The sequence below is a fragment of the Paenibacillus mobilis genome (assembly GCF_058267595.1).
Genome location: NZ_JBZCMS010000008.1, coordinates 1 through 24,204 on the forward strand (window position 1 = coordinate 1; position 24,204 = coordinate 24,204).

Sequence of the window (24,204 nt, forward strand, 5' to 3'; positions counted from 1 at the left end):
CTGCTTGGTTAAAATGTTTCTTACTCATGTCATCCCCTCCATTGCCTCTTCCAGTATACAAAAAGTACCCATAGCCCAGACACCTTTTTTTCAAAGTGTCCAGTCTATGGGTACCAGTTTATTTCCGGCGTCTTTCTTTTTTTAACCCGCGATAGCCTCATGGTTTCATCTTTTTATTCGGCGGCTCCATTGACGGCCGCCCGAATAGCCGCGGCCAGCCGGATTATGCCCGGCTCGATATCTTCCGCTTTGAGCCGGGCGTAAGTGAGCCGCATGTATCCGGCGCCCGCCCCATACACGCTGCCGGGCACAAAAGCGACGCCCTGCCGCAGCGCTTCGGCCATCGTATCCCGCTTCCGGATCAACTCCTGCCGCAGCCGGTTTAGACGACAGAAAGCTTTTTATGAAACTTTTCATCCAATAACAATATTTCTGCTTTTTGGCTGACGGCATGGTTCCCAAGCTTTACATCAATGATGAAGTCATTGCTCAGCATCTGGCGGTAACGGGAAATAATATCGTTGTCAGGCAATTCTCCCATTGCCTTCGTTTCGGGCGGGATTACCGGAATTCCGGCTTGCTCTACCAGGCGAATGTTCTGTTTAATCTCTGCGGCAATCTTGCTTAGAGTGCTTACACTTCTTGCCGTCTCTATATCCACCATTCCGTCCTTCGTATAGAAATGCTTGTTGACGATAGCGAGCGCAGCATGCGAAATATGGAAGGCCTGAATGTCTTTTTGGATTTCGTAATGCAAATCCGCCGATTTAAATATTTTGGCAAGCTCTTTCACTCTTTCGGTCGTTTGTCCATTGATTTCACCCAAAATGGTTCCTTGATGTTTTTCGGAACCAAATTGGGCGTATAGAACATCTTCTTTGATGTCTCCACCTGCGCCCGGGAATCCCGGCAGTAAGCGATCGCCCACGATTTCAAGCCAAGAGTCATATCCAATGGTGTTGGTCAAGGTGACGATGGTCTTGCTTCGATTATGCTTGATCGCTGACAGGGCAGATTCGGCCTGATCATATCTGACCGGGACCAAAATGAAATCATAAATGTCGTCGTTATCAAGTTTTTCGATCGTCTTGATCGATATTTGCTTTATCGTTCCATTATCGTTATATTTCAGTCCGTCCCTTCTCAGCGACTCCAGTCTCTTTCCTCGTGCCAGTATAGTGACGTCCAGTTTCGACTGTACTAATCGAAGTGCATACACACTGCCAATCACGCCAGCGCCAAATATCAAAAGTCTTTGTGGTTTGGTGTTCAATAGGATCCTTCCTTTCAAATAATTAGTCACAGATTGTTTAAACAACACCTGTTTGATAAGATAATAAAATCGCATGCTTATGAGTTCAATCGGCAGAGTTGAAGGAAAGTCGTATAAGCAACACATTGTGATCATTGATGTTTAACAAGGAGATATAGGAATGGCAAATCAGGAAGATCCGAGGGTGCTGCGCACACGACAGTTAATAAGAGCAGCGTTCAGAGATTTGTTGCGGAGAAAAGGATTTGATGCAATCACCATCAAAGATATCGCGCAGAAAGCAACCATTAACCGGGCCACCTTTTATGCCCATTTTGAAGATAAATATGCTTTGCTGGACGAAGTTACAGAACAGGTTTTTCATGAAATGATTCCTGAGCAAGTGGCGAATGCAGAGGAGTTTACGGATGAGATATGCGACCAGTTGATCTTGCTGACGCACAAATACATCCTGGATTTTTATCGGATCTGCAGAATGGATTCCAATTCGATGGCTACGCTTGTCGATGAAAAAATAAAGAAAATGCTGCAGCAAACCATCGAGAACATGTTTCTGAAAGAGGGTTCCCTGCATGGGGCGGACAGGCATCATATACAAATCATGGCGGCCATGACAGGATCGGTGATCTATGGCGCTGCGCATTATTGGTTAAATGTCGAGGAGAAAGATCGAACCGATGTGCTTGTAGCCCTTGTACGTCCCTATGTTATGAACGGTCTGGGGCTTTATCGTAGTGGCGAAGAATATCGATGAAAAGCGAGACTCGGTCAGATAGGAAAGTCTGGATTAAATTATTCGGCCAGTGGGTGAGGACGGAAATCCGAAGGTCATCCATTATAAAAAAACAAACAGACGCCGGTATGATTTACGGCGTCTGTTTATTTTTGCCTGCGTCATAGCTCGGGTTTTTGATCCCGCTATTTCCGGACCTTTACTCAGCGGCGCCGTGTAAGGCTGCCCGAACAGCCGCGGCCAGCCGGATTATGCCCGGCTCGATGTCTTCCGCATTGGGCCGGGCATAAGTGAGCCGCATGTATCCGGCGCTCGCCCCATACACGCTGCCGGGAACAAAAGCGACGCCCTGCCGGAGCGCTTCGTCCAGAAGCCGGGTATCGCTGACTTCCGGCAAAATTTTACACCACAAATGCAGGCCGCCCTGCGGAACGCTAAATTCGACCCGATCGCCGAGATGTTTTCGCAGCGCTTCTGCCATCGTATCCCGCTTCCGGATCAGCTCCTGCCGCAGCCGGTTCATATGAGGGTCGAAATACCGCGACTCCATGAACGCTGCGGCAATTTGCTGGGGAATCACGCTGAACCCGAGGTCCATCTGTCGTCTGGCGTCGGCCAGCCGCCGGATAACGGATGCCGGAGCCACGATCCAGCCGATCCGCAGGCCGGAAGCGGCAATTTTGGAAAACGAGCCGATATACAGCGTGTTCACCGCATCCGATTCGGCCTTTATAGGCGACGGGGAATCCGTGTCATAAGCCATAAGGCTGAACTGGTCGTCCTCCACAATCGGCAGGCGGATTCTGCCGGCCGTCTCCAGCAGCTGCCGTTTCCGTTCCTGCTGCAGCAGCGTTCCGGTCGGGTTTTGAAAATTCGGACTGACGAACAGCATCTGAATCCGGTATTTTTTCTGCAATGTACGCAGACCTTCAGTCTTTACGCCGTGTTCGTCCACCGGCATCCGGTACATCCGCAGACCGGCGGATTGGAACATGGACAAGGACAAGGTATACGAGGGAGATTCAACCGCGACGGCGTCCCCTGGAGACAGCAGGCATTGAGTAATCAGATACAGGGCCTGCTGCGAACCGCTAGTAATGAGAATCGACTCCGGCGAGGTGTCGATGCCCCGGTATTTTTTTAGGAAAGCGGCCAAGGCTCTGCGCAGGGGAGGGTAGCCTAGGATGCTGTCATTTTCAGGCTCAGGCCGATATACGGAGCTCCTCATAATTTCATTGATTTCCTGCACGGGCGAAAGGTCCAGCGACAGCTTGCCGCTGGCAAAATCGATGATCGACGGGTCCTGGGCCAGCGCCTCCCGGATGTGGCGCAGAAACGGCGTATTGGGCAGGAAAACGCCATTTTCGGCATAACGGTGCCACTCCGGCGGAAGAGCTTCTTCGTCCCGTCCGCGGTGGAGACTGACCCGCGTTTTGCTTCCGGGCCGGCTTTCAATGAGGCCGTGCTCCCGCAGTTCGGTATAGGCCTGAACAATCGTGCTGCGGTTGACGCCGAACAATTCGGCAAGCTTGCGTTCAGAGGGGAGAGAGCTCCCCGGCGAATATTCGCCCTGAATAATTAAATGCTGCAGCCGGTCTGCAATCTGGAGATAGATCGGCGTCGGACTCCGGCGGTCGGGTTTCCACACAATACACACCTGCTTCATGGTTCCTGATTGATTTTTCCCCATCGTATCACAAGAGGCAAGAACCGAACAAACCCGAAAGGCGAAGAATGGCAGGGGAGCCCGGCGTTTAAATTGGGTGGCGTTATCTTTTGAAAACTGGCTGGTGCGAAAGACAAAACCCTCCACTATAATTTGTAAATGATAATAATAATCATTCACAATTAAGAAGGAGATTCAGATGAAAAAAAACATCCTAACCCTTATTATTTTTATAACGATGTTAAGTCTTGCGGTGACCGGATGCGGCTTCGCTAACGATAGTTCGAATGCGGCACAGGCTGCAGGCGGTTCAAACGCGGGGAATGCGGCAAATGGCGCCAGCGGCTCGAATTCCTCGGCCGCCTCGAATGATAGCGGCTCAGGAGCTTCAAGCGCCGGAACAGGAACGGCCACAGCAGTCGGGACCACTCCGTTTGAGGTGCCGAATGAGTGGAGCACCTTGACGGTCAAGCAAACGCCGCAAAAAATCGTTACTCTGGATTTCTCGTTCATCGATACTTTGACCGCCTTAGGCGTTACTCCGGCGGGAAATGCGGGAGTAGGGACGAGCAGGGTTCCCGAATATTTGAAGGGCATGGTGAAACCGGACATTGCCGATGTCGGTGAAAGGAAAGCGCCGAATCTGGAGGTCATCCAGTCGCTGCAGCCGGATTTGATTATTGCCAGCGTGAAGCGCCATGGTATGATTCGCAAGGAACTGGAGGGGATTGCCCCGACCGTCGCTTTTGACGATGAAAGCTACAGCCGGATTTTGGACAATCTCCACAGCATCGGTAAAATTTTGGGCAAAGAAAAGGAAGCTGACCAGTTCGAGGCCGACTTCAATAAAAAAATCGAGACGGCCAAGCAGCAGCTTCCGGGGAGCCCTTCGATCCTCGTAGTCGGATTTTTCGATAATCAATTTACGGTATGGGTTAAAGACTCCTTCATTGGTTCGCTCCTGAGCAGCATCGGCCTGAATTATGCTTTCAGCGGCGAGGCATCGACCGATCTGGAAAGCAAAGGCGAAGGGACGCACATGGGCCTGGAACGCGTTCATGAGATTAACCCGGACTATATTATGGTTTACGGAGACAAAACCGATCCGCTGCAGTCTAATCCTTTATTTAAGGATCTGAAGGCCGTGAAGGATAACCATCTGATCGAGGTGGACCGCGATCTGTGGTCGCGCGGACGCGGACCGATTGCCGCTACTAAAATCATTGACGAGGCCCTTTCCTACATCACGGCCGCGAACGCTTCCAAATAAGGAGAGAGCACGAGATGAGCAGCAGTTTACAGGAGGAACGCAAAAGAGCCCGGTTCCCGGTTCCGGCAGGTTGGATCTTCTTCGCGATGATCCTCCTGTTGGCCGCCGTGGTGGGTTTAAGCCTTACATATAGGGTAAGCGGCCTTGCCATCCGGCCGCTTTTTTTTCCGTCCGGCAGTTCTGAGGACGTCCTGCTGAACTATACGGTTTGGCAGGTGCGCCTGCCGCGTTTGCTTCTGGCCGTTTCGCTGGGAGCGGTCTTGGCCGTGGCGGGCTGCCTCCTGCAGGCGATGACCCGCAATTTTCTGTCCGACCCGGAGATTATGGGGCTGAATCAAGGCGCTTCTTTTTTTGCCGTGGTCGCTTTATTGGCTTTTGGGGAAGCCAGTACGTCCAGCGTCATTTGTATAGCGGCTTTGTGCGGGGCCGGTGTCTGCGGACTGCTGGTCTTCCTGATCTCCCGCTTCGGCGGAAAAGATCCTTCCCGGCTTGTGCTTGCGGGCGTAGCGATCAGTGCTTTTATGGGCGCTTTGACAACGGGGACGATCCTGCTGTTTGAAACCCGGCTGAGCGAAATTTTGTATTGGATGGCCGGAAAGCTGACCGGGGCCGAATGGCGGGACAATTACCTGGTCTGGGCACTGGATATTCCGGCGATTGCCGCCGCTTATCTGCTTGCCGGAACGCTGAATGTCATGGGGCAAGGGGATGAGGTGGCATCGGGCCTGGGTGTAAAAATTGCCCGGACACGGGCCCTGCTGGGCCTTTTGGTGACGGTGCTGGCGGGAAGTGCGGTTGCCGTCGCCGGCCCGATCGGTTTTATCGGCTTGATGGTGCCCCATATGGCCCGCAGAATCGGAGGGGTTAATTACAGGGTACTGATCCCCTTGTCGGCGCTGCTGGGCGCCGTTCTGCTTTCGCTGGCGGATTTTGCGGCCCAGTGGATGTTTTATCCGTCGGATGTTCCGGTAGGGATTATAACGGCCCTTATCGGGGTACCGTTTTTTCTATATTTGCTTCGGCGCGGCAGGGGGGGACGCTTGTGAAAAAAGGATATTATCTCTTCCTGGTCGCCGGTCTGGCCGGATTGCTGCTGATCGCTGCGCTGCTGAGCTTGTGGTTTGGCGCCGTTAAAACGCCGCTGCCGACTATTTTTCGAGAACTGGAGACCGGGGATCTGCTGGTGCTGAAATATCGCCTGCCGCGGCTGATTCTCGCGGTGCTGGTCGGCGTTAATATGGCGGTATCCGGGTTTATCCTGCAGGGCGTCACCCGGAATCCGCTGGCTTCCCCCGAAATTATCGGGGTGTCGGCCGGAGGAGGGCTGTTTGCGGTCATCGTGCTGCTCGTTTTTCCGACGCTTGGGGAGGAGGTGCTTCCGGGCGCCGCTTTTGCCGGGGCTTTGCTGGCTGCAGCTATCGTCTACCTTGTCGCCTATCAGGGAGGGGGCATCCGCCCGATGAGGTTAGCTTTGACGGGGGTGGCGATATCGACCGGGCTTCAGGCGCTGATCACGTATATGATCGTCAAATACGCGCTGGATTCGTCGCAGGCGCTGGTATGGCTGAAAGGGAGCTTGTACGCCCGTTCCTGGCAGCATGTCGAGCTGATCTGGCCTTGGACAGCGGCGGGTCTGATCTTGGCGCTCATTAACCGCCGGAATCTCAATACGCTGCAGCTTGACGAAGAAACCGTCAAAGGGCTGGGCATGCGGATTCAGCTTGTGCGGCTGCTTCTGCTGCTGGTTGCGCTTGGCCTTGCCGCCAGCGCCGTGGCGGTTGCCGGCACGATCGGTTTCGTCGGGCTGGTCATTCCGCCGCTGGCCAGGCTGCTGACCGGCCCCGACAGCCGGTATTCGCTGCCGGTGGCGGCTCTGCTGGGCGCGCTCCTGGTTGCGCTGGCCGATTTGGCCGGGCGGGTGATTCATCCGCCGCTCGAAATTCCGGCCGGCATCGTTACAGCGCTGCTGGGCGCGCCTTATTTCATTTATATATTGCTCAGACGCAAAACCGGATATAGGTAAAGGCCTAAGATATGAGAGAGTCCTGCAAAAAGAAGGCAAAAAAAGAAGAGCCCCCAGGGCAATGTTATTAAGATTAGCTAGCTTAATGACATTGGCCCCAAGGCTCTTCTTTTTTGTTTATTTTACCGCAGCGGCTTCGGCTCCTTCTTCGGAACCCGGGCTGTTATCGTAGAAAGTTTTTAAAGTCCGCAGCGCCGGGAACAGGTACATCCACAGCACCGCGACTACCAGGGTGCCGATACCGCCGATGATGGTGGCGGTAACTGCCCCGAACCAGTTGGCCATCGTGCCGGATTCAAACTCGCCAAGCTGGTTGGAGGTGCCGATGAACAGCATGTTCACCGCATTTACCCGGCCCTGCATTTCCCGCGGCGTATTTAATTGAACCAGCGTAGAACGGATGACCACGCTCACCACGTCCGAAGCCCCGATCAGGAACAAGGCGACCAGGGACAAGGTGAGGTTTTTGGAGACGGCGAACAAAACGGTGGCCAGTCCAAAAATCGCAAGCGAGCTGAACAGATATTTACCGATGGCATGCTGGATAGAATATCGGGTCAGTACAAGCGACATCAGCAAAGCGCCAACCGCCGGCGCCGTACGCAGCAGTCCAAGTCCCCACGTTCCGGTGTGCAGCACATTTTCGGAAAAGATCGGCAGGAGCGCCGTGGCGCCGCCAAGCAGAACGGCGAACAGATCAAGCGAAATCGTGCCCAGGATGATTTTTCGTTTGAAAACAAACCGCAGGCCGTTCAGCAGGGAATCCATGCTGGCGGCTTCCGCTTTCCGGACGGTGCGTTTGACCTTGATGGACAAAATCAGAAAGGCGGAAATAAGCAAGGCCGCGATAGACGTAAAATAGACGGCCGATGCGCCGAATACGAGCAGCAGGCCTCCGAGGGAAGGGCCGACGATGGAAGCGGTCTGTCCAGCCGATGCCGACCAAGCGGCGGCTTGCGGCAGGTCTTCCCTTTCCACCAGATCGGGGACCAGCGCCGAGTTGGTCGGATTCTCAAAAGACCGGGAGGCCCCGAGAATCGCGGCTGCGATCAGGATGTGGTAGCTTTGGATCCAGTGGCCCAGCGTAGAAGCGACGAGCAAAGCCACAATGCCGCATTCAATAATTTGGCAGATAAAAATGATTTTACGGCGTTCAAACCGGTCGGCCACTTGTCCGGCAACCAGCGTGAGCAGCAGCATCGGGATAAATTCGGCAAGGCCGACAAGCCCCAGGCTGAAAGCGTCATTGGTCAGCTCGTACATTTGCCAGCTGATGGCCACGGTTAACATTTGAAAGGATGTCGTGGTGAAAATCCGCGCAAACCATAAATGGCGGAAAGATCGGTTCGTTCTAAGAACGGATGGACTAGATGCGGCGATGATAAACCCCTCCTGCTGAAACACATCTGTTTCTTGATAATTCAGTCATCCCGCATTTCGGGATGTTCCTGTTTGATTTTCCGGTAATGCGGTCCGTATTTCCGGTTTAGTTCGTCACCGAAATCCTGCTCAATACGCAGCAAAATGACGTCATGCTGATAAGCGCTTGCGACCAGGTCCACAATACTGGGATGATTGCTCTCCAGTACGGATTGTTCGGTGTCCGTTCCAAAGCTGCCGACCAGCGCGCTTTCTTTGTCGCACAGCAAAGTGAAGTGGCGGATTTGACCGGCCGCTTCCTCAGGGCGCTGATGAATGGTGACATTCCGCAGCGCGGTCCGGCATTCGCCCATAACGATCAGGTGTACGGATACGCCCCGTTCCTGCGCTTCAAGCAGCGGCGTTTCCAACGACGGCAGGTCTTCGGCCCACACGTCGATTAAAATGCTGCGCTCGGCGTTGGCGATCAACCGTCGGATCGCCTGCTTGACGAGCTTGTCCCCTTTCCAGTTCGCAAAAAAAGGCGGGATGCAGGGCGGCGCGGACATTTCGTCCAGCAGCGTGCGCGCGGTCCGGTCAAAGTCGGATTGCAGCAGCTTGATGACCTGCTTGATCGGCACAGCCTCGTACAGCACCGGATCGCCTTCAATGATGCGGCAGATTCCCTTTTCATGAAGGGTTCGGAGAGCCGCATAAACATTGCTTCTGGAAACAGAGACGTGTTTGGCCACTTCATAGCCGGAAATGCGCGATTTTTCGTGAAGAACCAGGTAACATCTTGCTTCCAGATCCGAAAGCCCCAGCTTCCTCAATTGTTCAATCATAAGCACCTTCCGTTTCTAAAAGATCATAGTGTTATGTTAAAATACTACTAAAATGCTGTCAATCCAATTTTAAAGATATTTTTGCATGTGAGGGACCCCATAAAAATACCGCTGTCTAGTTTTAAATATACCCCTAGCGGGTATACTAATCCCGAAAGAAAACCATTATGAAACAAACAGAGGTGTTCAGCATGCGAAAATATGCGCTAATGATAGGGATAGCCATTCTGCTCGTTGTAAGCGGGTGCCAAGGCCAAACGGCGAAAAAGGAAAACATGGCGGCTTCCGCCATGCATGAGGACAGCGGCCAACTGCCAGAGGGACTGCAGGTGAAAGCAGATCCGGCTTATAAAATCGGCAGCAAGGTTATTCTGAAAGCCGATCATATGGAAGGGATGAAGGGGGCGGAAGCCACCGTGGTCGGCGCTTATGCGACAACGGCGTACGCGGTGACTTATACGCCGACTACCGGCGGCGAACCCGTCAAAAACCACAAATGGGTCGTTCAGGAGGAGATCAAAGACGCGGGCCGGTTGGTGCTTAAGCCGGGAACAAAGGTCGTCCTGGAAGCCAACCATATGCCGGGCATGAAAGGCGCATCCGGCGTAATTGAATCTGCGGAAACGACCACGGTTTATATGGTGGATTACAAACCTACGACCGGCGAGCCGGAAGTCAAAAACCATAAATGGGTGATTGAAAGCGAAATTAGCGCCAAATAATCCCGTCACTATCCCAAGCTTACGCCTTCAAGCGTAAGCTTCCTTTTTTCCAAACCCTCCCGGGTCAGCATGGAGAGATGGCCGCCGCGGGTCAGAAGCTGGACAAGCTGCCGGGCCATGTATTCATGGGATTGGGCAAAATCGTGTTCAATCCAGTAGCCGATCATCCCGATCAGGCCGGAGGCGTAAAAGCTGCACCAAAGTTCGTGGTCCAGCTCTTGCGATTCAGAAAGGACTGAGTCTCCTGCAGCGCTTTCCAAAACGGCCGGGTAAATCAGATCCTGCATCGGGATGCTTTTAAGGAAAGCAAAGATCTTGCGCTCAAATCCGGGCAGTGAGCTGGAACCGAGCGCGACCCGGTAAAAATTCGCATGCTCTGACACGTGCCGGAAAATCTCCACGGCTCCCGCTTCCAGCCGGTGAATTTCCAATTTGGCACGATTCAGATAAGGGCGGCGGTAAGCTTTAAGCAGATCGGAGAGCACGTCGTGAAGCATTTCCTCCAGCAACTGCTCTTTTTCCTGATAGTTATTATAAAAAGTTCCCCGGTTAACATCGGCATGCTGAACGATTTGCGTGATGGTGATCTCTTCAAACGTGTAGTCCTTCAGCAGCTGAAGCAGCGCTTCTTTTAAGGCCTGCCGCGACTTTTTGATTCTTTTGTCCGTAGTCTGGATGCCGGCCATTCCGCTCACCGCCTTATAAAATTCAACAAATACTCCGAGATGTGAACAATATTGTACAAATTGTCCTAGACGTGTTTATTGTATCAGCTTTTAAGGCAAATTTATAATGGTGGCAAGGAAGTAAAGCGATTACAGTACGTCGCTATAATAAAAGGGAGGTTTCCTGATGAGACTTCAAAATCAAACAGCTATCGTAACCGGCGCGGCTTCTGGCATGGGCAAGCAGATCGCGTTATTATTCGCTAAAGAAGGGGCGAAGGTGATCGTCTCCGACTTGAATCTGGAGGGAGCGGAAGCCACGGTCCGGGAAATTTCGGAGAATGGCGGAACGGCGACAGCGATCAAAACCAACGTGGCAGCAGAAGAGGATATCCAGCAGCTGGTGGATACCGCGGTAAGCACTTACGGCACGGTTGATATTCTGGTCAACAACGCGGGGATCATGGACAACTTCGAGCCGGCGGGCGATGTTAAGGACGCGGACTGGGAACGGATTTTCGCGGTGAACACGACCAGCGTCATGCGCGCTACCCGCAAGGTGCTGCCGATTTTTCTGGAGAAAAACAAAGGGGTTATCGTAAATGTGGCTTCTGCCGGCGGCCTTTACGGCGCACGTGCGGGGGCGGCTTATACGGCATCCAAACACGCGGTTATCGGTTTTACGAAAAATACAGGTTTCATGTACGCACAGAACGGCATCCGCTGCAACGCGATTGCTCCAGGCGGCGTGGAAACGAATATCGGCTCGAGCATGACGCACATCAACTCGTTCGGCGCTTCCCGGCAGGGGCTTGGCATGGCCTTGAACCCGCGGAACGGCAAACCGGAGGAGATCGCGCAGGTGGCTTTATTCCTGGCCTCCGAGGAATCGAGTTTCGTGAACGGCACGGTAATCACGGCAGATGCAGGCTGGACCGCTTATTAAGCGCAAAGCCTTTATGCTTTAGAAGAAACGTCCCTTTGAGGGGCGTTTTTTTATTGGAACAAGCAGATAGTAAGTTTTGGGAAAACGTTTAAATGGGATTGAAAAGGGAACATTAGTTCTTATATAATAGGAACTAATGTTCTTGTTATGGAGGTGGAAGGCATGCTTCCAGATCTGCAGCGCAAGCTGCTGAGGATCTTGTTTAATTTCTCGGCGCAGCAGCGCCGAATGCCGAATTGGAGCGAGCTGGAAAGGAAGACGGGACGGAGGAAGCCGGAACTTTCAAGAGCTCTTGAGCAGCTAAAGGAGAAGGGGTTTATCACGTGGGAAGAGAAGCCGGTGATATCCCTCCGGCGGACCGCGGCCTTTGAATTTGACCCGCAGGCGATTGTGATGCTGCAAAGCCGGGAGCCCGAGGAGCGGATAGCGGATTCGCGTTTTCATTTTTCCGAAGAGAACGAGGGGGACCGGACCCGGTATTGGACTCAATACTAGGGTTTGCTCGCAAAGCTGCGGATCGTATTTTTTTAGGAAAAATTAAGGTTCCTATCATTCTATTTTCAGCTAGCCGGCTTACTATGAAGACATCCCCTTTTGAAATAGTATCTTTGAGTGGTTAGCGCGCTCCGAGAAACGGCAAGCTTGCGCCGCAGTCGCGAGCCCTAGTCCGAACATCTTTCCGTCCTGAGGACGGAGAAGATGTTCTTTTTTTTGCCCAAATCCGGCATAAACCGACTTCCAATTTCCAGCATTTGAGATTAAAGCAAGCAAAGGCCGGGTAAACATGTTGAAGCAGTGACTAATCCGAAATGAGGTGAGGGAGATGAACCGGAAAAAAGGGCCGGAGCTGCTTGAGCAGTTCATTTTTGTAGGACCTGCGGCCGTGTTTTTTGCCGTGATTGTGGCGGTTCCCTTCTTGCTGGGCTTGTATTATTCCTTTACGAGCTGGAATGGCATTGCGAAACATGCGGACCTGACGGGCATACGCAATTATGTCCACATCTTCACGAAAGATCCGTCCTTCCTGCACTCCTTCTGGTTTACGGTCAGGTTTACCGTGCTGGGCCTGATTTTGACGAATCTGCTGGGGTTTACGCTCGCTTATGTGCTGACGCGCAAGCTGTTTACACGCAACGTGATGCGGACGGTTTTCTTTATGCCGCACGTGATCGGCGGCTTGCTGCTGGGCTTTATCTGGCAGTTTATTTTTGTGCGGGGGTTCGCTTCTATCGGCCAGGCTACGGGCTGGCCGTTCTTCAACCTGCCTTGGCTGGGAACGGAGAGCACCTCGTTCTGGTCGATCGTCATCGTCTTCGTCTGGCAAAATGCCGGGTATTTGATGGTCATTTACATTTCTGCCCTGGGCAACGTGCCTAAAGGATTGACGGAGGCGGCCCGCGTGGACGGGGCAGGCCGATGGCAGGTGCTGCGGCATGTGCTCATCCCGATGGTGATGCCGGCGGTGACGGTTTGTTTATTCCTTTCGATCTCCTGGTCGTTTAAGCTGTTTGACCTGAATCTCTCACTGACCAAAGGCGGGCCGTTTAAGGCTACCGAATCGGTGGCGCTCAACATATATAATGAAGCCTACACCCTTAGCCGTTATGGCATGGGTTCGGCCAAAGCGATCATTTTCTTCATCGTGGTTGCCCTGATTTCCGTCCTTCAGGTATGGGCTACAAAACGGAAGGAGGTTGAGGTATGAGAACCAAAACCTTGCGCGGCGGGTACAGCATTCCCCTGGTAATCGCGGAAATTCTCATCGTTTTGCTGGGGCTGCTGTTTCTCGTTCCGTTTTATTTTCTGCTCGTCAATTCGGTTAAGGAATACGGCAGCATCCTGACGGATTCGGCGAATTGGCCGGCGGCATTCCATTGGAGCAATTACCGGGAAGCCTGGAAGGCGACGGATTTTCCGAGCGCATTCCTGAATTCGCTGATCGTGACCGTGGCCAGCAACCTGCTGCTTTCGCTGATTTGCGCTATGGCTGCTTATAAAATGGTCCGCAGGCCAACCCGGTTCAATAAACTTCTTTATCTGGCGTTTGTAGCGGCGATGGTGATTCCTTTCCAGGCGATCATGATTCCGCTGGTGAAGGTGCTCAGCGGCCTGTCGCTGATGGACAGCACATGGGGCCTGATCATCGCTTACCTTGGCTTCGGGGCGCCGATTACGGTTTTCCTGTTCCACGGATTCGTGAAATCGGTTCCGGTCGACATTGAGGAAGCAGGCAAAGTAGACGGGAGTTCGCCTTACGGCATCTTCTTCCGGATTGTGCTGCCTTTGATGCAACCGATTATCGTGACCGTCATCATTTTGAATACGCTGTGGATCTGGAACGACTATCTGATGCCCTATTTGATTCTGCAAAATCCGAATTTGGCGACGATTCCGATCGCCACCTATGCTTTTTTCGGCCAATACACGAAGCAGTGGGATTTGGCGCTTCCGGCGCTGACGCTGGGCATTGCGCCTGTCGTGATCTTTTTCCTCGCGATGCAGAAATACATTATCGAGGGCGTGTCGGCCGGGTCTGTAAAGGGATAAGGATCAGGAAATGAAGGGTTAAGGTTGTAAACGATTAAAGGAATAAACCATCCTGGCAGAAATCCTGAAGGCAATTGGGAAACCCCGAACGGGACGGAGCGAACGGAGGGATACGCGGTGCAGATCATTAAAAAAGCGCAAAAAGCGTTTAAATTGGGCGGCCTGCTGCTGGCTACAGCGCTTATTACGGCCGGCTGCGGCCGGAGCGGCAGCGGGGAAGCGGGCGCCACAAAAACGATCCACATTTTTCAGTTCAAGGTCGAAATCGCCGATGCGCTGGACAAGCTTAAAGCCGATTACGAAAAAGAGCATCCGGGCATCAAGCTGGATATCCAGACCGTAGGCGGAGGCAGCGATTACGGGGCTTCCCTGAAAGCGAAGTTCGCTTCGGGCGACAAGCCGGATATTTTTAATATCGGGGGTTACGTGGAGCGCGATATGTGGATCGATTATCTGGAGGACTTAAGCGACCAGCCTTGGGTGAAAGACGTGAAGGATGTAGCCAAAGAGCCGATGACCCGGGACGGGAAGCTGTACGGCATGCCGATGAACCTGGAGGGCTATGGGTTTATGTACAACAAAGACCTGTTCGCCAAAGCGGGCATCACGAAGCTGCCGATGACGATCGATGAGCTGGAGGAAGCCTGTAAAAAACTCCAGGCCATCGGTGTTACGCCGTTTGCCAACGGTTATCAGGAATGGTTTGTGCTCGGCAACCATAACGTGAACGTGGCTTTTGCGCAGCAGAAGGATCCGGGTGCTTTCATTCAAGGGTTGACGGACGGCACGGAGAAATTTGCAGGGAACCCAGTTTTTGAAGAGTGGGCAAATCTGCTCGATTTAACGCTGAAATATGGCAATAAAAACCCGCTGTCGACCGACTACAACGCCCAGGTGACGATGTTTGCAAACGGGCAGGCTGCCATGATGCAGCAGGGCAACTGGACGCAGGTTCAGCTTGACGGCATAAACCCCGACCTTAAGCTGGGTTTTCTGCCGATGCCGATCGACAACACGCCCGAGGACAACGATAAGCTTTACGTAGGCGTGCCGAACAACTGGATGATCAACAAGGAGTCGCAGGTGAAGCAGGAGGCGAAGGATTTTTTGAACTGGCTGGTCACTTCCGATACCGGGAAAAAATATATCACCAAGGAATTTAAATTTATTCCGGCGTTTAACAGCATCAAGGGCACCGAAGAAGACCTCGGTCCGCTCGGAGCCGAAATTCTCAAATACACGGATGCGGGCAAGACGCTCTCTTGGAACTGGGCCCGGATGCCAAACGGCATGCCGCAGGAGCTTTCAAACACGATTCAGGCTTATATCGGAGGCAAAATCGATAAGCAGGAAATGTTTGAGCAGTTTCAGACGAACTGGGATAACCTGAGTGTCCAATAGATGACGATATAACAAACAGCTCCCCGCGGCCTGAAGGCAGGCGAGGGAGCTGTTTGTTTTTTAGGAGCAGGCTGGTTGTGAACTTCTACAGTTACAGCTTCTCTGCTACCAGCGTAAACGTTTTGGGAATCCCTTTGTCGAAGACGTCGGACGACAGGTTCGGCAGCTCCTCCAAAAGACGGAGGAACAGGCCGGCTGAAGCTACGGCGGTGACGATTTCGCCGAGGTTCCAGTGGCGCAGCATCACTTTCTGCACCTCCGGCTGTTTGCTGTCATCCGGGAGAAACTTAAAGAAGGAGATTTCAGTTTCCTTAAGGGATGTGTCAAAATAGTCGCCGTCTACCTTATGCTTGCGAATATTCGCCGTGGTCCCGCGTGAGGAGATCAGCTTGGTGGATATGGGATGGAAATCCTGCAGCACCAGCTGGCCTCCTTGACCCAGCAGGGCACGAACGACTTCAAACAGCGGAACCAGATCGGTGAAATAATGCAGGATGCCAAATTCCATAAAAACGATGTCATAGTCGCCGGTAACCGTTCCCTCCGGAAGGTCAAGCACGTCGGAGACGACGTAATGCAGGGGAACACCCGCTGCCGCGGCGAGCTCCAAAGCGTAATGCTTGTTTTCCTCCGAAAAATCAGCGACGGTAACGTCCGCGCCAAGCAGGGCAAGCGCCACGGCTTTGTTGCCGCCTGAGCCCATCAGGTTGATGATTTTTTTACCGGAGACCTCGCCCATGTAGTCAAGCACTTTACCCAGCCGTTTCTCCGGTGCGCTGCGAAGCTTTGCCGCGGCTTCCTCAGGGGTGCCGAAACGCTGCGACCAGGCGGCATAGGTGCCGGTATTCCAGGCTTTATGATTCTGCTGATATTGCTGCTCCTCCAACGTAAATCCTCCTTAAAATGGACGTAAGCGCCAACCAAAACTGCTGGCTGACGCTTACTGATGTGTATAGTTAACCGTACCTTCTGTACACGTAAAAAGGCACCTGGTTCCTTCCGAGGCTAAAACCTTCAATCTCAAACTTCTAATACAACAAAAGCCCTACCTCTCTTCTGTCCTTGCGGCTCCGATGACCGCGCCAGTGTGAATCAGAAACTGCTTAAAATCCATACTCTTAGGGTTCATCAAATAGGAATTTATATACCGGAACGGTATTCAAGGAGGGTTAAAGCCAAATGAGGAATTTATACAAGCGTTAACATACTAAATATAGATTATACAGAGGTCGGGACGGAAAGTCAAGATATGTAAATGAATTAATGATTTCCCGTGAAAAATGTTTGCTGCATAGACCAAACCGTTTAATGGTAATAATAGGAGTAATTAAAATTGCGACTATTAATGAGGAGGAGGCGACCGAAATGAATGAACATTTCTGGTACATTTTAATTCTGTCGTTGGTTGGTTTGATCGGTATTGCAGGCATTGGCTGGTTTATGGTCATGCTGGGCCGTGAGGAACGCGGGGCGCGGTAACAAGCTTTTCTTTTGAAATGAAACGGATTCAGGTTTGGGGCGAAGCCTCGGAAGGCTGTTTGTTCTCTGTGAGGGCGGCAGCCTTGTTTTGCGTTGGGATAAAGAAACTCGAGAGGGTGGACGATTGAATTTTTGGAAAGAAAAGGGGTTCTAAAGCGGGTTGAAGAATTATAAAAGGCAGAAAGGTTAGGTGGACAGCCCGAAATTTAGAAGACATTGTGAACTGGGAGTTGCTTCCGTGAGAAGTCGCAATTTATCAATCAAACGCAGATTTTTAATTGTATTCCTTATATTATCCAGCCTTGCTGCTGTTTATTGGATTCTCGATAAAATGGGGGTTCTGGATTACTCCAATAAGACACTGGGAGATTATGAATTTGGGCTCACCTTCTTTATGCCCGGAAAAAGCATATACGGGATGGGAACGGGTTATAAACCAATAACGAAGAAAGAAACACGAGTGATCCACGTATTATTGAATAAAGACACTAACGAGTATTGGATCATACGACCAATCTATATAATGGTTATTTTGTTAGCGGTCATTATTATGCTGATTGGTTATCCAATTTATGTCTCAAGATTCTCTCAGTCGGAGTTAGAGAAAAATATAGAATCAAGAACAGGCTATCAAATTTTAAATCAAGAACAGAACGTAGCTATCAGCTTTAGAATTGAGCCTAAATATATCCCTAAAAAACAAGGCGACATCTTTCAGCTCCACAAAGAAATATATAATGACAATAATACAAAGATCTATCTGGAAACCGTGGCTTTATACAATCCTCCTTATAATACAAGAGATCTGTTTATCCAATTGAAATTTGAGCCTACCTATCACTATGGCGGGGGAAGTTTTGTTGCCCCTATTGTTTTTAATAGCGATGGGACATTTTATGAAGTAATATATCAACCCAAATATTATTTAGATAATGGAGATGAAATTTATATAAACGACGGAAACGGAAAAGAAGAAGTGTTTTTCCCGCCGGACCAGTTAGCTCATTTAGAAGGTGGATTAACGCTAAAATTTAGTGGATATAATTTGGTGGAATACTCAAGGAAGTGGCAATATGAAAAAATATAAAATGAAACTTTCAGGGGAGCATACTTTATCCTGGAACCCCATTTGGGGTTCTTTTCTATTTTCTGGCTATTGCCCTTAATAAAAGAATATGCGGTTAAAAATATGCAACTCTCCTAGTAGGAGCGTCCACTCCTTCTTTAAGAGTCTTCAATATACTAACTTAGAAATATATTGGAGGTGAACAAGAAATGAGTACTTTTTTGGATACTAGAAGTTCAATGAACTCCAACACCGTTGGAGCACCGGCAGTTGCTTTGACCCCTACGCCTGCTTTATTCGGGATTATCGGTCTTCAAACGCAAGGTGTGGCGAATCCTATCGTTACATTGACAGGATCCATCGGCATCAGCGGGGATTTTGGAGACACGTATACGGTTCAACTGGTACGGGGATCAACCTTTGTGCCTGCGAACGTAATTTTCACGGCTACAGGTGTTGTAACCGCCATGGCAACAACACAGGTGGTTGCTTTCGCTGCCCAGGATCTTCAAGCTCCTGCTGCGCTGGAAACCGTATATTCCGCATTTGTTTCGGGAGTAACTACGGCTATCCGCAACGGTCCTGAAGTCTTTATGGGCAGCGCCACTACAAGTTCTTAATACGATTCCCTTCTTTATGCACAAACGAATCTGTTGAAGCAGCACAACCAAAGGGGCGGGAAGCAATTCCTGCCCCTTTTTACATGCAGAAGAACGGAGGCTGAAATTCGATTGAAGAAACTTAAACTGCTTCTGATCACGAGGGACTTTAGCCGGCATATGGAGCGAAGTTTTCATTATTTTCACCAGGAGCTCCTGCCTTACGCAGACGTTGCTCTATATTGCGAGGACGGGAACATTCCCTCCATTCTCCGGAAGCTGTCTTTCAAACCCGATTTTATTCTGCTGAACGATTACCGGAATACCCATTGTCCAAGAATAGAGGGACTCTCCAGCCTTTCCATCCCATGGGGCATCATCATGCATGATCTCCATTTCGATGTGAAGGGGCGCAAGGCGTTTATTACCCAGAACCATGTCCCTGTTATTTTCTCGATGTACCGCAGCGCTTTCAGGAACCTTTATCCGGAGTTCGTTTCCAAAATGAGATGGCTGCCGCATTTTGCCCACGCCCCGGTCTTTCGGGATTACGGGCAAACCAAAAGCATTGAAATGCTGCTGATCGGTTATGTGGAACGGAAATATTATCCGCTGCGGTACCAGATGCTGAATCATTTTCAGAACCGTCCGGGTTTTGTTTATCACGAGCATCCCGGCTACCTGCAGTTCCCGGATCATACGGACGCCTGGATCGGAGAGAATTATGCCAAAGAAATTAATAGAAGCCGGATATTCCTTTCCTGCGACTCTATTTTTCATTACCCGCTGCGCAAATATTTTGAGGTGCTAGCCTGCCGCACGCTGCTGCTTGCTCCTAGCAATCCGGATCTGCTGGATCTTGGTTTCGAGCCGGGAAAACACTTTGTTTCCGTATCTGACGAGGATTTCCGGGAAAAGGCCGAATTCTACGCTGCCACGCGCAATCAGGCAGTCTTAACGAAGATTGCCAGGCAAGGTTTTGAATTTGTTCATGAGCGCCATACCTCCGCAGTCCGTGCGGCCGAGTTTGTGCGAATGGTCCAGTCCATAATACGAACCGGATAACAAGTTATGAACCTATTATCCGTCAGAAACCTTTTTACCCTCTCTTGATCAGATCGTCCATACCTTCTCTTGTATTCTTTCATAAATTATATGGAAGTTTAGCGCCGGCCATGCAGACAAAATGGGCAGCAGCAAGAGTGTGGGGGATCGCTACGGTAATCTGCATCCAAGGAGGAAATAGAATGTTTCGTAATCAAACAATCCTGATTACAGGAGGGACGGGATCATGGGGGCAAAAACTGACGGAAACGCTGCTGAGTGAGCATCCAAAAGAGCTCAGAATCTTGTCCCGGAACGAAGGTGCGCAAGTAGATATGAGGCGGAAGTTAAACGAGGATCCCCGTTTGCGGTTCATCATCGGAGACATCCGGGATTACGAGGCTGTCGAGGGGGCATGCCACAAAGCGGATCATGTGTTCCATTTGGCTGCCCTGAAGCATGTGGACGTCTGTGAGGATCAGCCGAACGAAGCGCTGAAGACCAACGTGCTCGGAACTGAAAATGTGATTCGCGCAAGCATCAAGCAGCAGGTCAAGAAGGTTATCAATGTCTCTACCGACAAAGCGGTGGATCCTATGAATACTTATGGTCTGACCAAAGCCCTCGGGGAGAAATTAATGATCCGGGCCAACCTGCTCAGCGGACATACCCGGTTTGTCTGCGTTAGGGGTGGCAACGTGCTGGGAACCAGCGGCAGTGTTGTCCCGTTATTTTTGGATCAAATCCGCAGCGGGAAAGAGGTCACAATTACCCACACGGATATGACCCGGTTTTTCCTTACGATTTCGGAAGCGATTCGGCTGCTTCTGGTTGCGGCGAAAGAATCGGAAGGCGGGGAAACGTTTGTGATGAAAATGAAGGCATGCCGCATCGTCGACCTTGCCCATGTTTTGATGAAGCTCTCGGGCAGCAAACCGGTGCCCTGCAAGGAGATCGGCATGCGTCCAGGAGAAAGGCTGGATGAAGTGCTCGTTTCCAGAAATGAGGTTTCCAGCACGCGGTTGTTCTCCGACCAGTATTACGTGGTTCTCCCTTCCCCCGGTTTATATGGAAAATATGAGAGATACGGCCGTCTTAACCGGGCTACCTTTGAAGAGTATCACTCCAATGCCGAATTGATGGATGAAAAAGCGATCGCGGAGTTATTGAGGGAGGGGGGATATCGATGGGGAGTTCTGTGAAAAAGGTTGCCGTTCTTGGGCTTGGTTATGTAGGCCTGCCGCTTGCGCTTGCCTTCAATAAGCAGGGAAGCGAAGTGACCGGCATCGATCTAGATGAGCGGAAGCTGCAAGTTCTGAATGAAGGAAAAAGCTACCTTCAAGACATCCCCGATAAGCAGGTGAAGGAAGCGATCGATCACAAACGATTTTCAGCAACCGGGGATATGCGGCGCTTGGAAGAGGCTGAAGTGATCATCATCTGCGTGCCGACGCCTTTGGATGAAAATCATGAGCCCGATCTGACCTATCTGGTGCAGGCCGCGGGAAATGTCCGCGATCATCTGCGGCAGGGCCAGATCATCGTTCTGGAAAGCTCGACCTACCCCGGAACGACGAGGGAAGTATTGAAGCCGATGTTGGAGCAAAACGGCCTGATCGCGGGGAGGGATTTCTTCCTGGGTTACTCTCCGGAGCGTGTAGATCCCGGCAACCGGAATTATCCGCTTGAAGTGATCCCCAAGGTCGTCAGCGGCATAACGGAACGATGCGCCAGTGCGATTGAAGACGTGTACCGGACGGTCTTTCAGACGGTAGTCAGGGTCTCGTCGACGGATGCGGCAGAAATGACAAAGCTGCTTGAGAACACCTACCGTTTCGTCAACATTTCCTTTATTAATGAAATGGCCCAGCTCTGCACCAGTATGGGCATTGATGTCTGGGAGGTCATTGAGGCAGCCCGTTCAAAGCCGTTCGGATTTTCGGCCTTTTTCCCGAGCCCGGGAGCCGGCGGGCATTGCATTCCCGTTGATCCTTTATATTTGCAATGGCGGTCGAAGCAATTCGGAGTATCAAGCTCATTTATTGCGGTCTCCAGGGAAATCAATCATAAAATGCCCGATTATATCGTGGAAAGGATCAAGGAGGCTTTGTCCCTGGCCTCTTTGTCAGGTGTGAACCTTCTTGTGGTGGGGGTTGCTTTCAAACCGAATATAGACGACATTCGGGAATCCAGCTCCATCGAATTGATCAAACGGCTTCGGCAGGAAGGAGCCGCAGTGTCGTTTTATGATCCTTACGTGGACGAAATCCAGCTGGAAGGGGAAAAATTTGCCGGTATCCGGTGGGACGAAAATGAAGGATTGCATTATGATTGCGCGGTTATTGCCGTCAACCATGACGGTCTGCCGCTGCGGCAGCTCCTGGATCAGGTGCCTTTCGTCTACGATACCCGAAATGCTTTGAAGGGCATGAAAGGAAAAGCAAAGGTGATCACCCTTGGAGGGGGAGCGGATTTTACAGCCTAGCTGCAATTCGGATTGGCAGGATGGCTCCAAGCCGTTCTTAAAACTTCTCCTTTAACAAACGGTTCCTTCCCTTGCCGAAGTCAATGCCGACTTTACCGGTTAGCTCCCGGACCATCTGTGCGAGAATCACCGCATTCACGCCGCAGGAAATCAGGGCAATGTCAAAATGGTTGGGGTTTGCCGTTAACCATTTCCGGACCGTCCCCATATCCTTGTAGTGCGAGAAGGGGAGTGCGTGGACGATGTTTAGCCCGTAAGGCTTTGCCTCCAGAACCCTGCGGAATTCATTCGCTTTCGAAGTGATCACAAGTACCCTCCGGCTGCGCAGGATGTTCCAGAATCCCGGATAGATGGCCAGCTTGCGGTTAAGGCTCGCATGACAAAGGCAGCGGGGACGAATGTTGAAGTAGTTGAAAACCTGGTCGGTCAATTCGCGTTTTAAGTATTGAGGGACTCCGATCGTTTGATCGCCTGCAGGGAGAATGCCGACGATATCGGCCTTTTTTAATACGGCCACCATTTCATCCCTCAAAGCAATATTAGGCAGGCTCACGCCTTTCTTCCCCAGGTTCGCTTTTTTTGCCCATTCTTCACGAAGAACCTGCTCCATGGTCCAGACCGAATTCTGGGCCAGAATCAAATTTTCTCCGTCTCCGATTCTCACAAAAGATAAAGGTTGTTTATGATCAAGCGCCGTCCGGATCCGTTCCAGCAAACCGTTAAAATCGAGCATACCCGAGATCATTCCTCCTAAACCGCAGTGTTCTGAATATATCCTATGCTTCCGGGAACGGAGCGATTGGACGGCCCAAAGGCTAAACTTTAAGCGGGTAGGAGCAGGCTTGAAACCCGAACAGCAAAAGGAGGAAACGGATTGATAACGGTCAGTTTGTGCATGATCGTCAAAGACGAGGAAAAGGTACTCGGCCGATGCCTCGATTCCGTGCGGGATTTGGTCGACGAAATCATCATTGTCGATACGGGATCTTCGGACCGTACGAAGGAAATAGCCGCCAGGTATACGGGGAAAGTGTTGGATTGGACATGGACGGATGACTTCGCGGCCGCCCGCAACTATTCATTTGAGCAGGCGAACATGAATTACGTGATGTGGCTTGATGCCGACGACGTTTTGTATGAGAAGGACCGCATCAAGTTTGCCGAACTAAAGCAGTCGCTGTCCTGGGAACCGGACGCCATTATTTTCAAATATGATTTGGCTTTCGACCCGTACGGGCATACGCTCGTCAGCTCGCGCCGGTATCGGTTGGTGAAGCGCAGCCAAGGCTATCGCTGGTTTAACCCGGTGCATGAATATTTGAATGTAACGGGCGGGCAGGCGCTTGAGACCGACATTGCGGTATCCCATCACCGGGAAGGCGATCACTCGGCGAGGAACATGGCGATCTTTCAGAAATGGCTTCAGAACGGCGGCAAGCTGGAAGGCCGAAGTTTATTTTTTTACGCAAATGAGCTGCTGGACCAGAAGAAGTACCAGGAGGCTGCGGAAGGTTACGAAGCTTATTTCCGGGAGCCCGCCGGCTACCGGGAGGACCGGATTGCCGCCTCTGCCAAACTCGCCGAATGCTATCGCCTTCTCGGACAGAAGGATAAGCAGCTGGCCAGCCTGCTAAACTCGTTTCACTATGATGTTCCCCACGCGGACATTTGCTGTGCCCTTGCGGGCTGTTTCGAGGAAAGGGGGGAGCCGGCGCTCGCCGTTTACTGGTATAACCGTGCGCTGGAGTCGCGGCTGCCGGAAGGATACATGGGGGTGGTGAACGTAGCCTTTCAGACATGGGTGCCCCATGTCCAGCTTTGTTTTTGTTATGCCAAGCTGGGTCAGCTCCCGCAGGCTTTGGAACATAACGAACGCGCCCTTTCATACCTTCCGGGGGAACCAAGTCTGCTGGAAAACAAAAAACGGCTGGAGCAGGCCCTCGGAATGGCGTCGGCCCCAGATCCGGCAGAAGGCTCAAGTGGGGAAACGACTAACAAGGAATAAGACAGAATTTTGAGTCATATCCTTAATGGCTCTTAATAAAATTACAGCGTGTAAAAAAGACGCTCTCGCTGCGGGA

At 51.4% G+C, this 24,204-nt stretch carries 24 protein-coding genes; 16 read left to right on the plus strand and 8 right to left on the minus strand.

The annotated features are described in order from the left end of the window. Nucleotides 1-173: 173 nt before the first annotated feature. On the minus strand, nucleotides 174-344 hold the full coding sequence (locus AC3ZPD_RS15435) for a hypothetical protein (protein ID WP_490985178.1): 171 nt from the start codon (nucleotides 342-344) through the stop codon (nucleotides 174-176). Nucleotides 345-382: 38 nt separating this feature from the next. Further along, nucleotides 383-1,273: a ketopantoate reductase family protein gene (locus tag AC3ZPD_RS15440; protein WP_490985179.1), complete on the minus strand. Its 891-nt coding sequence runs from the start codon at nucleotides 1,271-1,273 to the stop codon at nucleotides 383-385. A 160-nt stretch (nucleotides 1,274-1,433) separates the two neighbouring features. Between AC3ZPD_RS15440 and AC3ZPD_RS15445 the strand changes: the two genes are divergently transcribed. Continuing rightward, a complete protein-coding gene (locus AC3ZPD_RS15445; protein ID WP_490985180.1) occupies nucleotides 1,434-2,027 on the plus strand; it encodes a TetR/AcrR family transcriptional regulator in 594 nt (197 codons plus the stop codon). Between the two features lie 178 nt (nucleotides 2,028-2,205). Here AC3ZPD_RS15445 and pdxR read toward each other — a convergent pair whose 3' ends face one another. Beyond that, nucleotides 2,206-3,654 (minus strand): MocR-like pyridoxine biosynthesis transcription factor PdxR, encoded by a 1,449-nt coding sequence (gene pdxR / locus AC3ZPD_RS15450; RefSeq protein WP_490985181.1) that lies wholly within the window; start codon nucleotides 3,652-3,654, stop codon nucleotides 2,206-2,208. Between the two features lie 217 nt (nucleotides 3,655-3,871). Here pdxR and AC3ZPD_RS15455 point away from each other — a divergent pair, with 217 nt between their 5' ends. The 3 genes from AC3ZPD_RS15455 to AC3ZPD_RS15465 are packed head-to-tail and all read left to right on the plus strand — an operon-like array spanning nucleotide 3,872 to nucleotide 6,965. Then, nucleotides 3,872-4,942 carry an ABC transporter substrate-binding protein gene (locus AC3ZPD_RS15455; protein ID WP_490985182.1) on the plus strand — a complete coding sequence of 357 codons (1,071 nt, stop codon included), beginning with the start codon at nucleotides 3,872-3,874 and terminating at the stop codon, nucleotides 4,940-4,942. 14 nt (nucleotides 4,943-4,956) lie between these two features. After that, a complete protein-coding gene (locus AC3ZPD_RS15460) occupies nucleotides 4,957-5,988 on the plus strand; it encodes a FecCD family ABC transporter permease (RefSeq protein ID WP_490985183.1) in 1,032 nt (343 codons plus the stop codon). Continuing rightward, complete coding sequence (locus AC3ZPD_RS15465; RefSeq protein ID WP_490985184.1) at nucleotides 5,985-6,965, plus strand: FecCD family ABC transporter permease; 981 nt, start codon at nucleotides 5,985-5,987, stop codon at nucleotides 6,963-6,965. Before AC3ZPD_RS15460 ends, AC3ZPD_RS15465 begins: the two co-directional genes overlap by 4 nt. A 117-nt stretch (nucleotides 6,966-7,082) precedes the next feature. On the opposite strand, the gene AC3ZPD_RS15470 is transcribed toward AC3ZPD_RS15465, so the two are convergent. After that, a complete protein-coding gene (locus AC3ZPD_RS15470) occupies nucleotides 7,083-8,369 on the minus strand; it encodes an MFS transporter (protein ID WP_490985185.1) in 1,287 nt (428 codons plus the stop codon). A gap of 17 nt (nucleotides 8,370-8,386) precedes the next feature. Then, nucleotides 8,387-9,169 carry a TrmB family transcriptional regulator gene (locus AC3ZPD_RS15475; RefSeq protein ID WP_490985186.1) on the minus strand — a complete coding sequence of 261 codons (783 nt, stop codon included), beginning with the start codon at nucleotides 9,167-9,169 and terminating at the stop codon, nucleotides 8,387-8,389. Between the two features lie 167 nt (nucleotides 9,170-9,336). On the opposite strand from AC3ZPD_RS15475, the gene AC3ZPD_RS15480 reads away from it, so the two are divergent. Beyond that, a complete protein-coding gene (locus AC3ZPD_RS15480) occupies nucleotides 9,337-9,891 on the plus strand; it encodes a YdhK family protein (RefSeq protein ID WP_490985187.1) in 555 nt (184 codons plus the stop codon). 8 nt (nucleotides 9,892-9,899) lie between these two features. Here AC3ZPD_RS15480 and AC3ZPD_RS15485 read toward each other — a convergent pair whose 3' ends face one another. Beyond that, complete coding sequence (locus AC3ZPD_RS15485) at nucleotides 9,900-10,577, minus strand: TetR/AcrR family transcriptional regulator (RefSeq protein ID WP_490985188.1); 678 nt, start codon at nucleotides 10,575-10,577, stop codon at nucleotides 9,900-9,902. Between the two features lie 166 nt (nucleotides 10,578-10,743). Between AC3ZPD_RS15485 and AC3ZPD_RS15490 the strand changes: the two genes are divergently transcribed. From AC3ZPD_RS15490 to AC3ZPD_RS15510, 5 genes are all read left to right on the plus strand, one after another. Continuing rightward, nucleotides 10,744-11,502 carry an SDR family oxidoreductase gene (locus AC3ZPD_RS15490; protein ID WP_490985189.1) on the plus strand — a complete coding sequence of 253 codons (759 nt, stop codon included), beginning with the start codon at nucleotides 10,744-10,746 and terminating at the stop codon, nucleotides 11,500-11,502. 162 nt (nucleotides 11,503-11,664) lie between these two features. Further along, a complete protein-coding gene (locus AC3ZPD_RS15495) occupies nucleotides 11,665-11,997 on the plus strand; it encodes a hypothetical protein (protein WP_490985190.1) in 333 nt (110 codons plus the stop codon). 328 nt (nucleotides 11,998-12,325) lie between these two features. Next, nucleotides 12,326-13,207: a carbohydrate ABC transporter permease gene (locus AC3ZPD_RS15500; RefSeq protein WP_490985191.1), complete on the plus strand. Its 882-nt coding sequence runs from the start codon at nucleotides 12,326-12,328 to the stop codon at nucleotides 13,205-13,207. Further along, complete coding sequence (locus AC3ZPD_RS15505; protein ID WP_490985192.1) at nucleotides 13,204-14,049, plus strand: carbohydrate ABC transporter permease; 846 nt, start codon at nucleotides 13,204-13,206, stop codon at nucleotides 14,047-14,049. Before AC3ZPD_RS15500 ends, AC3ZPD_RS15505 begins: the two co-directional genes overlap by 4 nt. 126 nt (nucleotides 14,050-14,175) lie before the next feature. Further along, nucleotides 14,176-15,450 carry an ABC transporter substrate-binding protein gene (locus tag AC3ZPD_RS15510; protein ID WP_490985360.1) on the plus strand — a complete coding sequence of 425 codons (1,275 nt, stop codon included), beginning with the start codon at nucleotides 14,176-14,178 and terminating at the stop codon, nucleotides 15,448-15,450. 91 nt (nucleotides 15,451-15,541) lie between these two features. On the opposite strand, the gene AC3ZPD_RS15515 is transcribed toward AC3ZPD_RS15510, so the two are convergent. Then, nucleotides 15,542-16,336 carry a class I SAM-dependent methyltransferase gene (locus AC3ZPD_RS15515; protein WP_490985193.1) on the minus strand — a complete coding sequence of 265 codons (795 nt, stop codon included), beginning with the start codon at nucleotides 16,334-16,336 and terminating at the stop codon, nucleotides 15,542-15,544. 831 nt (nucleotides 16,337-17,167) lie between these two features. Between AC3ZPD_RS15515 and AC3ZPD_RS15520 the strand changes: the two genes are divergently transcribed. From AC3ZPD_RS15520 to AC3ZPD_RS15540, 5 genes are all read left to right on the plus strand, one after another. Then, a complete protein-coding gene (locus AC3ZPD_RS15520; RefSeq protein ID WP_490985194.1) occupies nucleotides 17,168-18,016 on the plus strand; it encodes a hypothetical protein in 849 nt (282 codons plus the stop codon). A 188-nt stretch (nucleotides 18,017-18,204) separates the two neighbouring features. Further along, nucleotides 18,205-18,615 carry a hypothetical protein gene (locus AC3ZPD_RS15525; RefSeq protein WP_490985195.1) on the plus strand — a complete coding sequence of 137 codons (411 nt, stop codon included), beginning with the start codon at nucleotides 18,205-18,207 and terminating at the stop codon, nucleotides 18,613-18,615. Between the two features lie 111 nt (nucleotides 18,616-18,726). Further along, nucleotides 18,727-19,659, plus strand: a complete 933-nt coding sequence (locus tag AC3ZPD_RS15530; protein WP_490985196.1) for a glycosyltransferase — start codon at nucleotides 18,727-18,729, stop codon at nucleotides 19,657-19,659. Nucleotides 19,660-19,841: 182 nt separating this feature from the next. Continuing rightward, nucleotides 19,842-20,840: a polysaccharide biosynthesis protein gene (locus AC3ZPD_RS15535; RefSeq protein WP_490985197.1), complete on the plus strand. Its 999-nt coding sequence runs from the start codon at nucleotides 19,842-19,844 to the stop codon at nucleotides 20,838-20,840. After that, a complete protein-coding gene (locus AC3ZPD_RS15540) occupies nucleotides 20,825-22,123 on the plus strand; it encodes a nucleotide sugar dehydrogenase (protein WP_490985198.1) in 1,299 nt (432 codons plus the stop codon). Before AC3ZPD_RS15535 ends, AC3ZPD_RS15540 begins: the two co-directional genes overlap by 16 nt. A gap of 37 nt (nucleotides 22,124-22,160) precedes the next feature. Here the strand turns inward: AC3ZPD_RS15540 and AC3ZPD_RS15545 are convergent, their stop codons facing one another. Further along, complete coding sequence (locus AC3ZPD_RS15545; protein WP_490985199.1) at nucleotides 22,161-22,856, minus strand: GT-D fold domain-containing glycosyltransferase; 696 nt, start codon at nucleotides 22,854-22,856, stop codon at nucleotides 22,161-22,163. Between the two features lie 141 nt (nucleotides 22,857-22,997). Between AC3ZPD_RS15545 and AC3ZPD_RS15550 the strand changes: the two genes are divergently transcribed. Next, nucleotides 22,998-24,128: a glycosyltransferase family 2 protein gene (locus AC3ZPD_RS15550; protein ID WP_490985200.1), complete on the plus strand. Its 1,131-nt coding sequence runs from the start codon at nucleotides 22,998-23,000 to the stop codon at nucleotides 24,126-24,128. Nucleotides 24,129-24,204 lie beyond the last annotated feature (76 nt).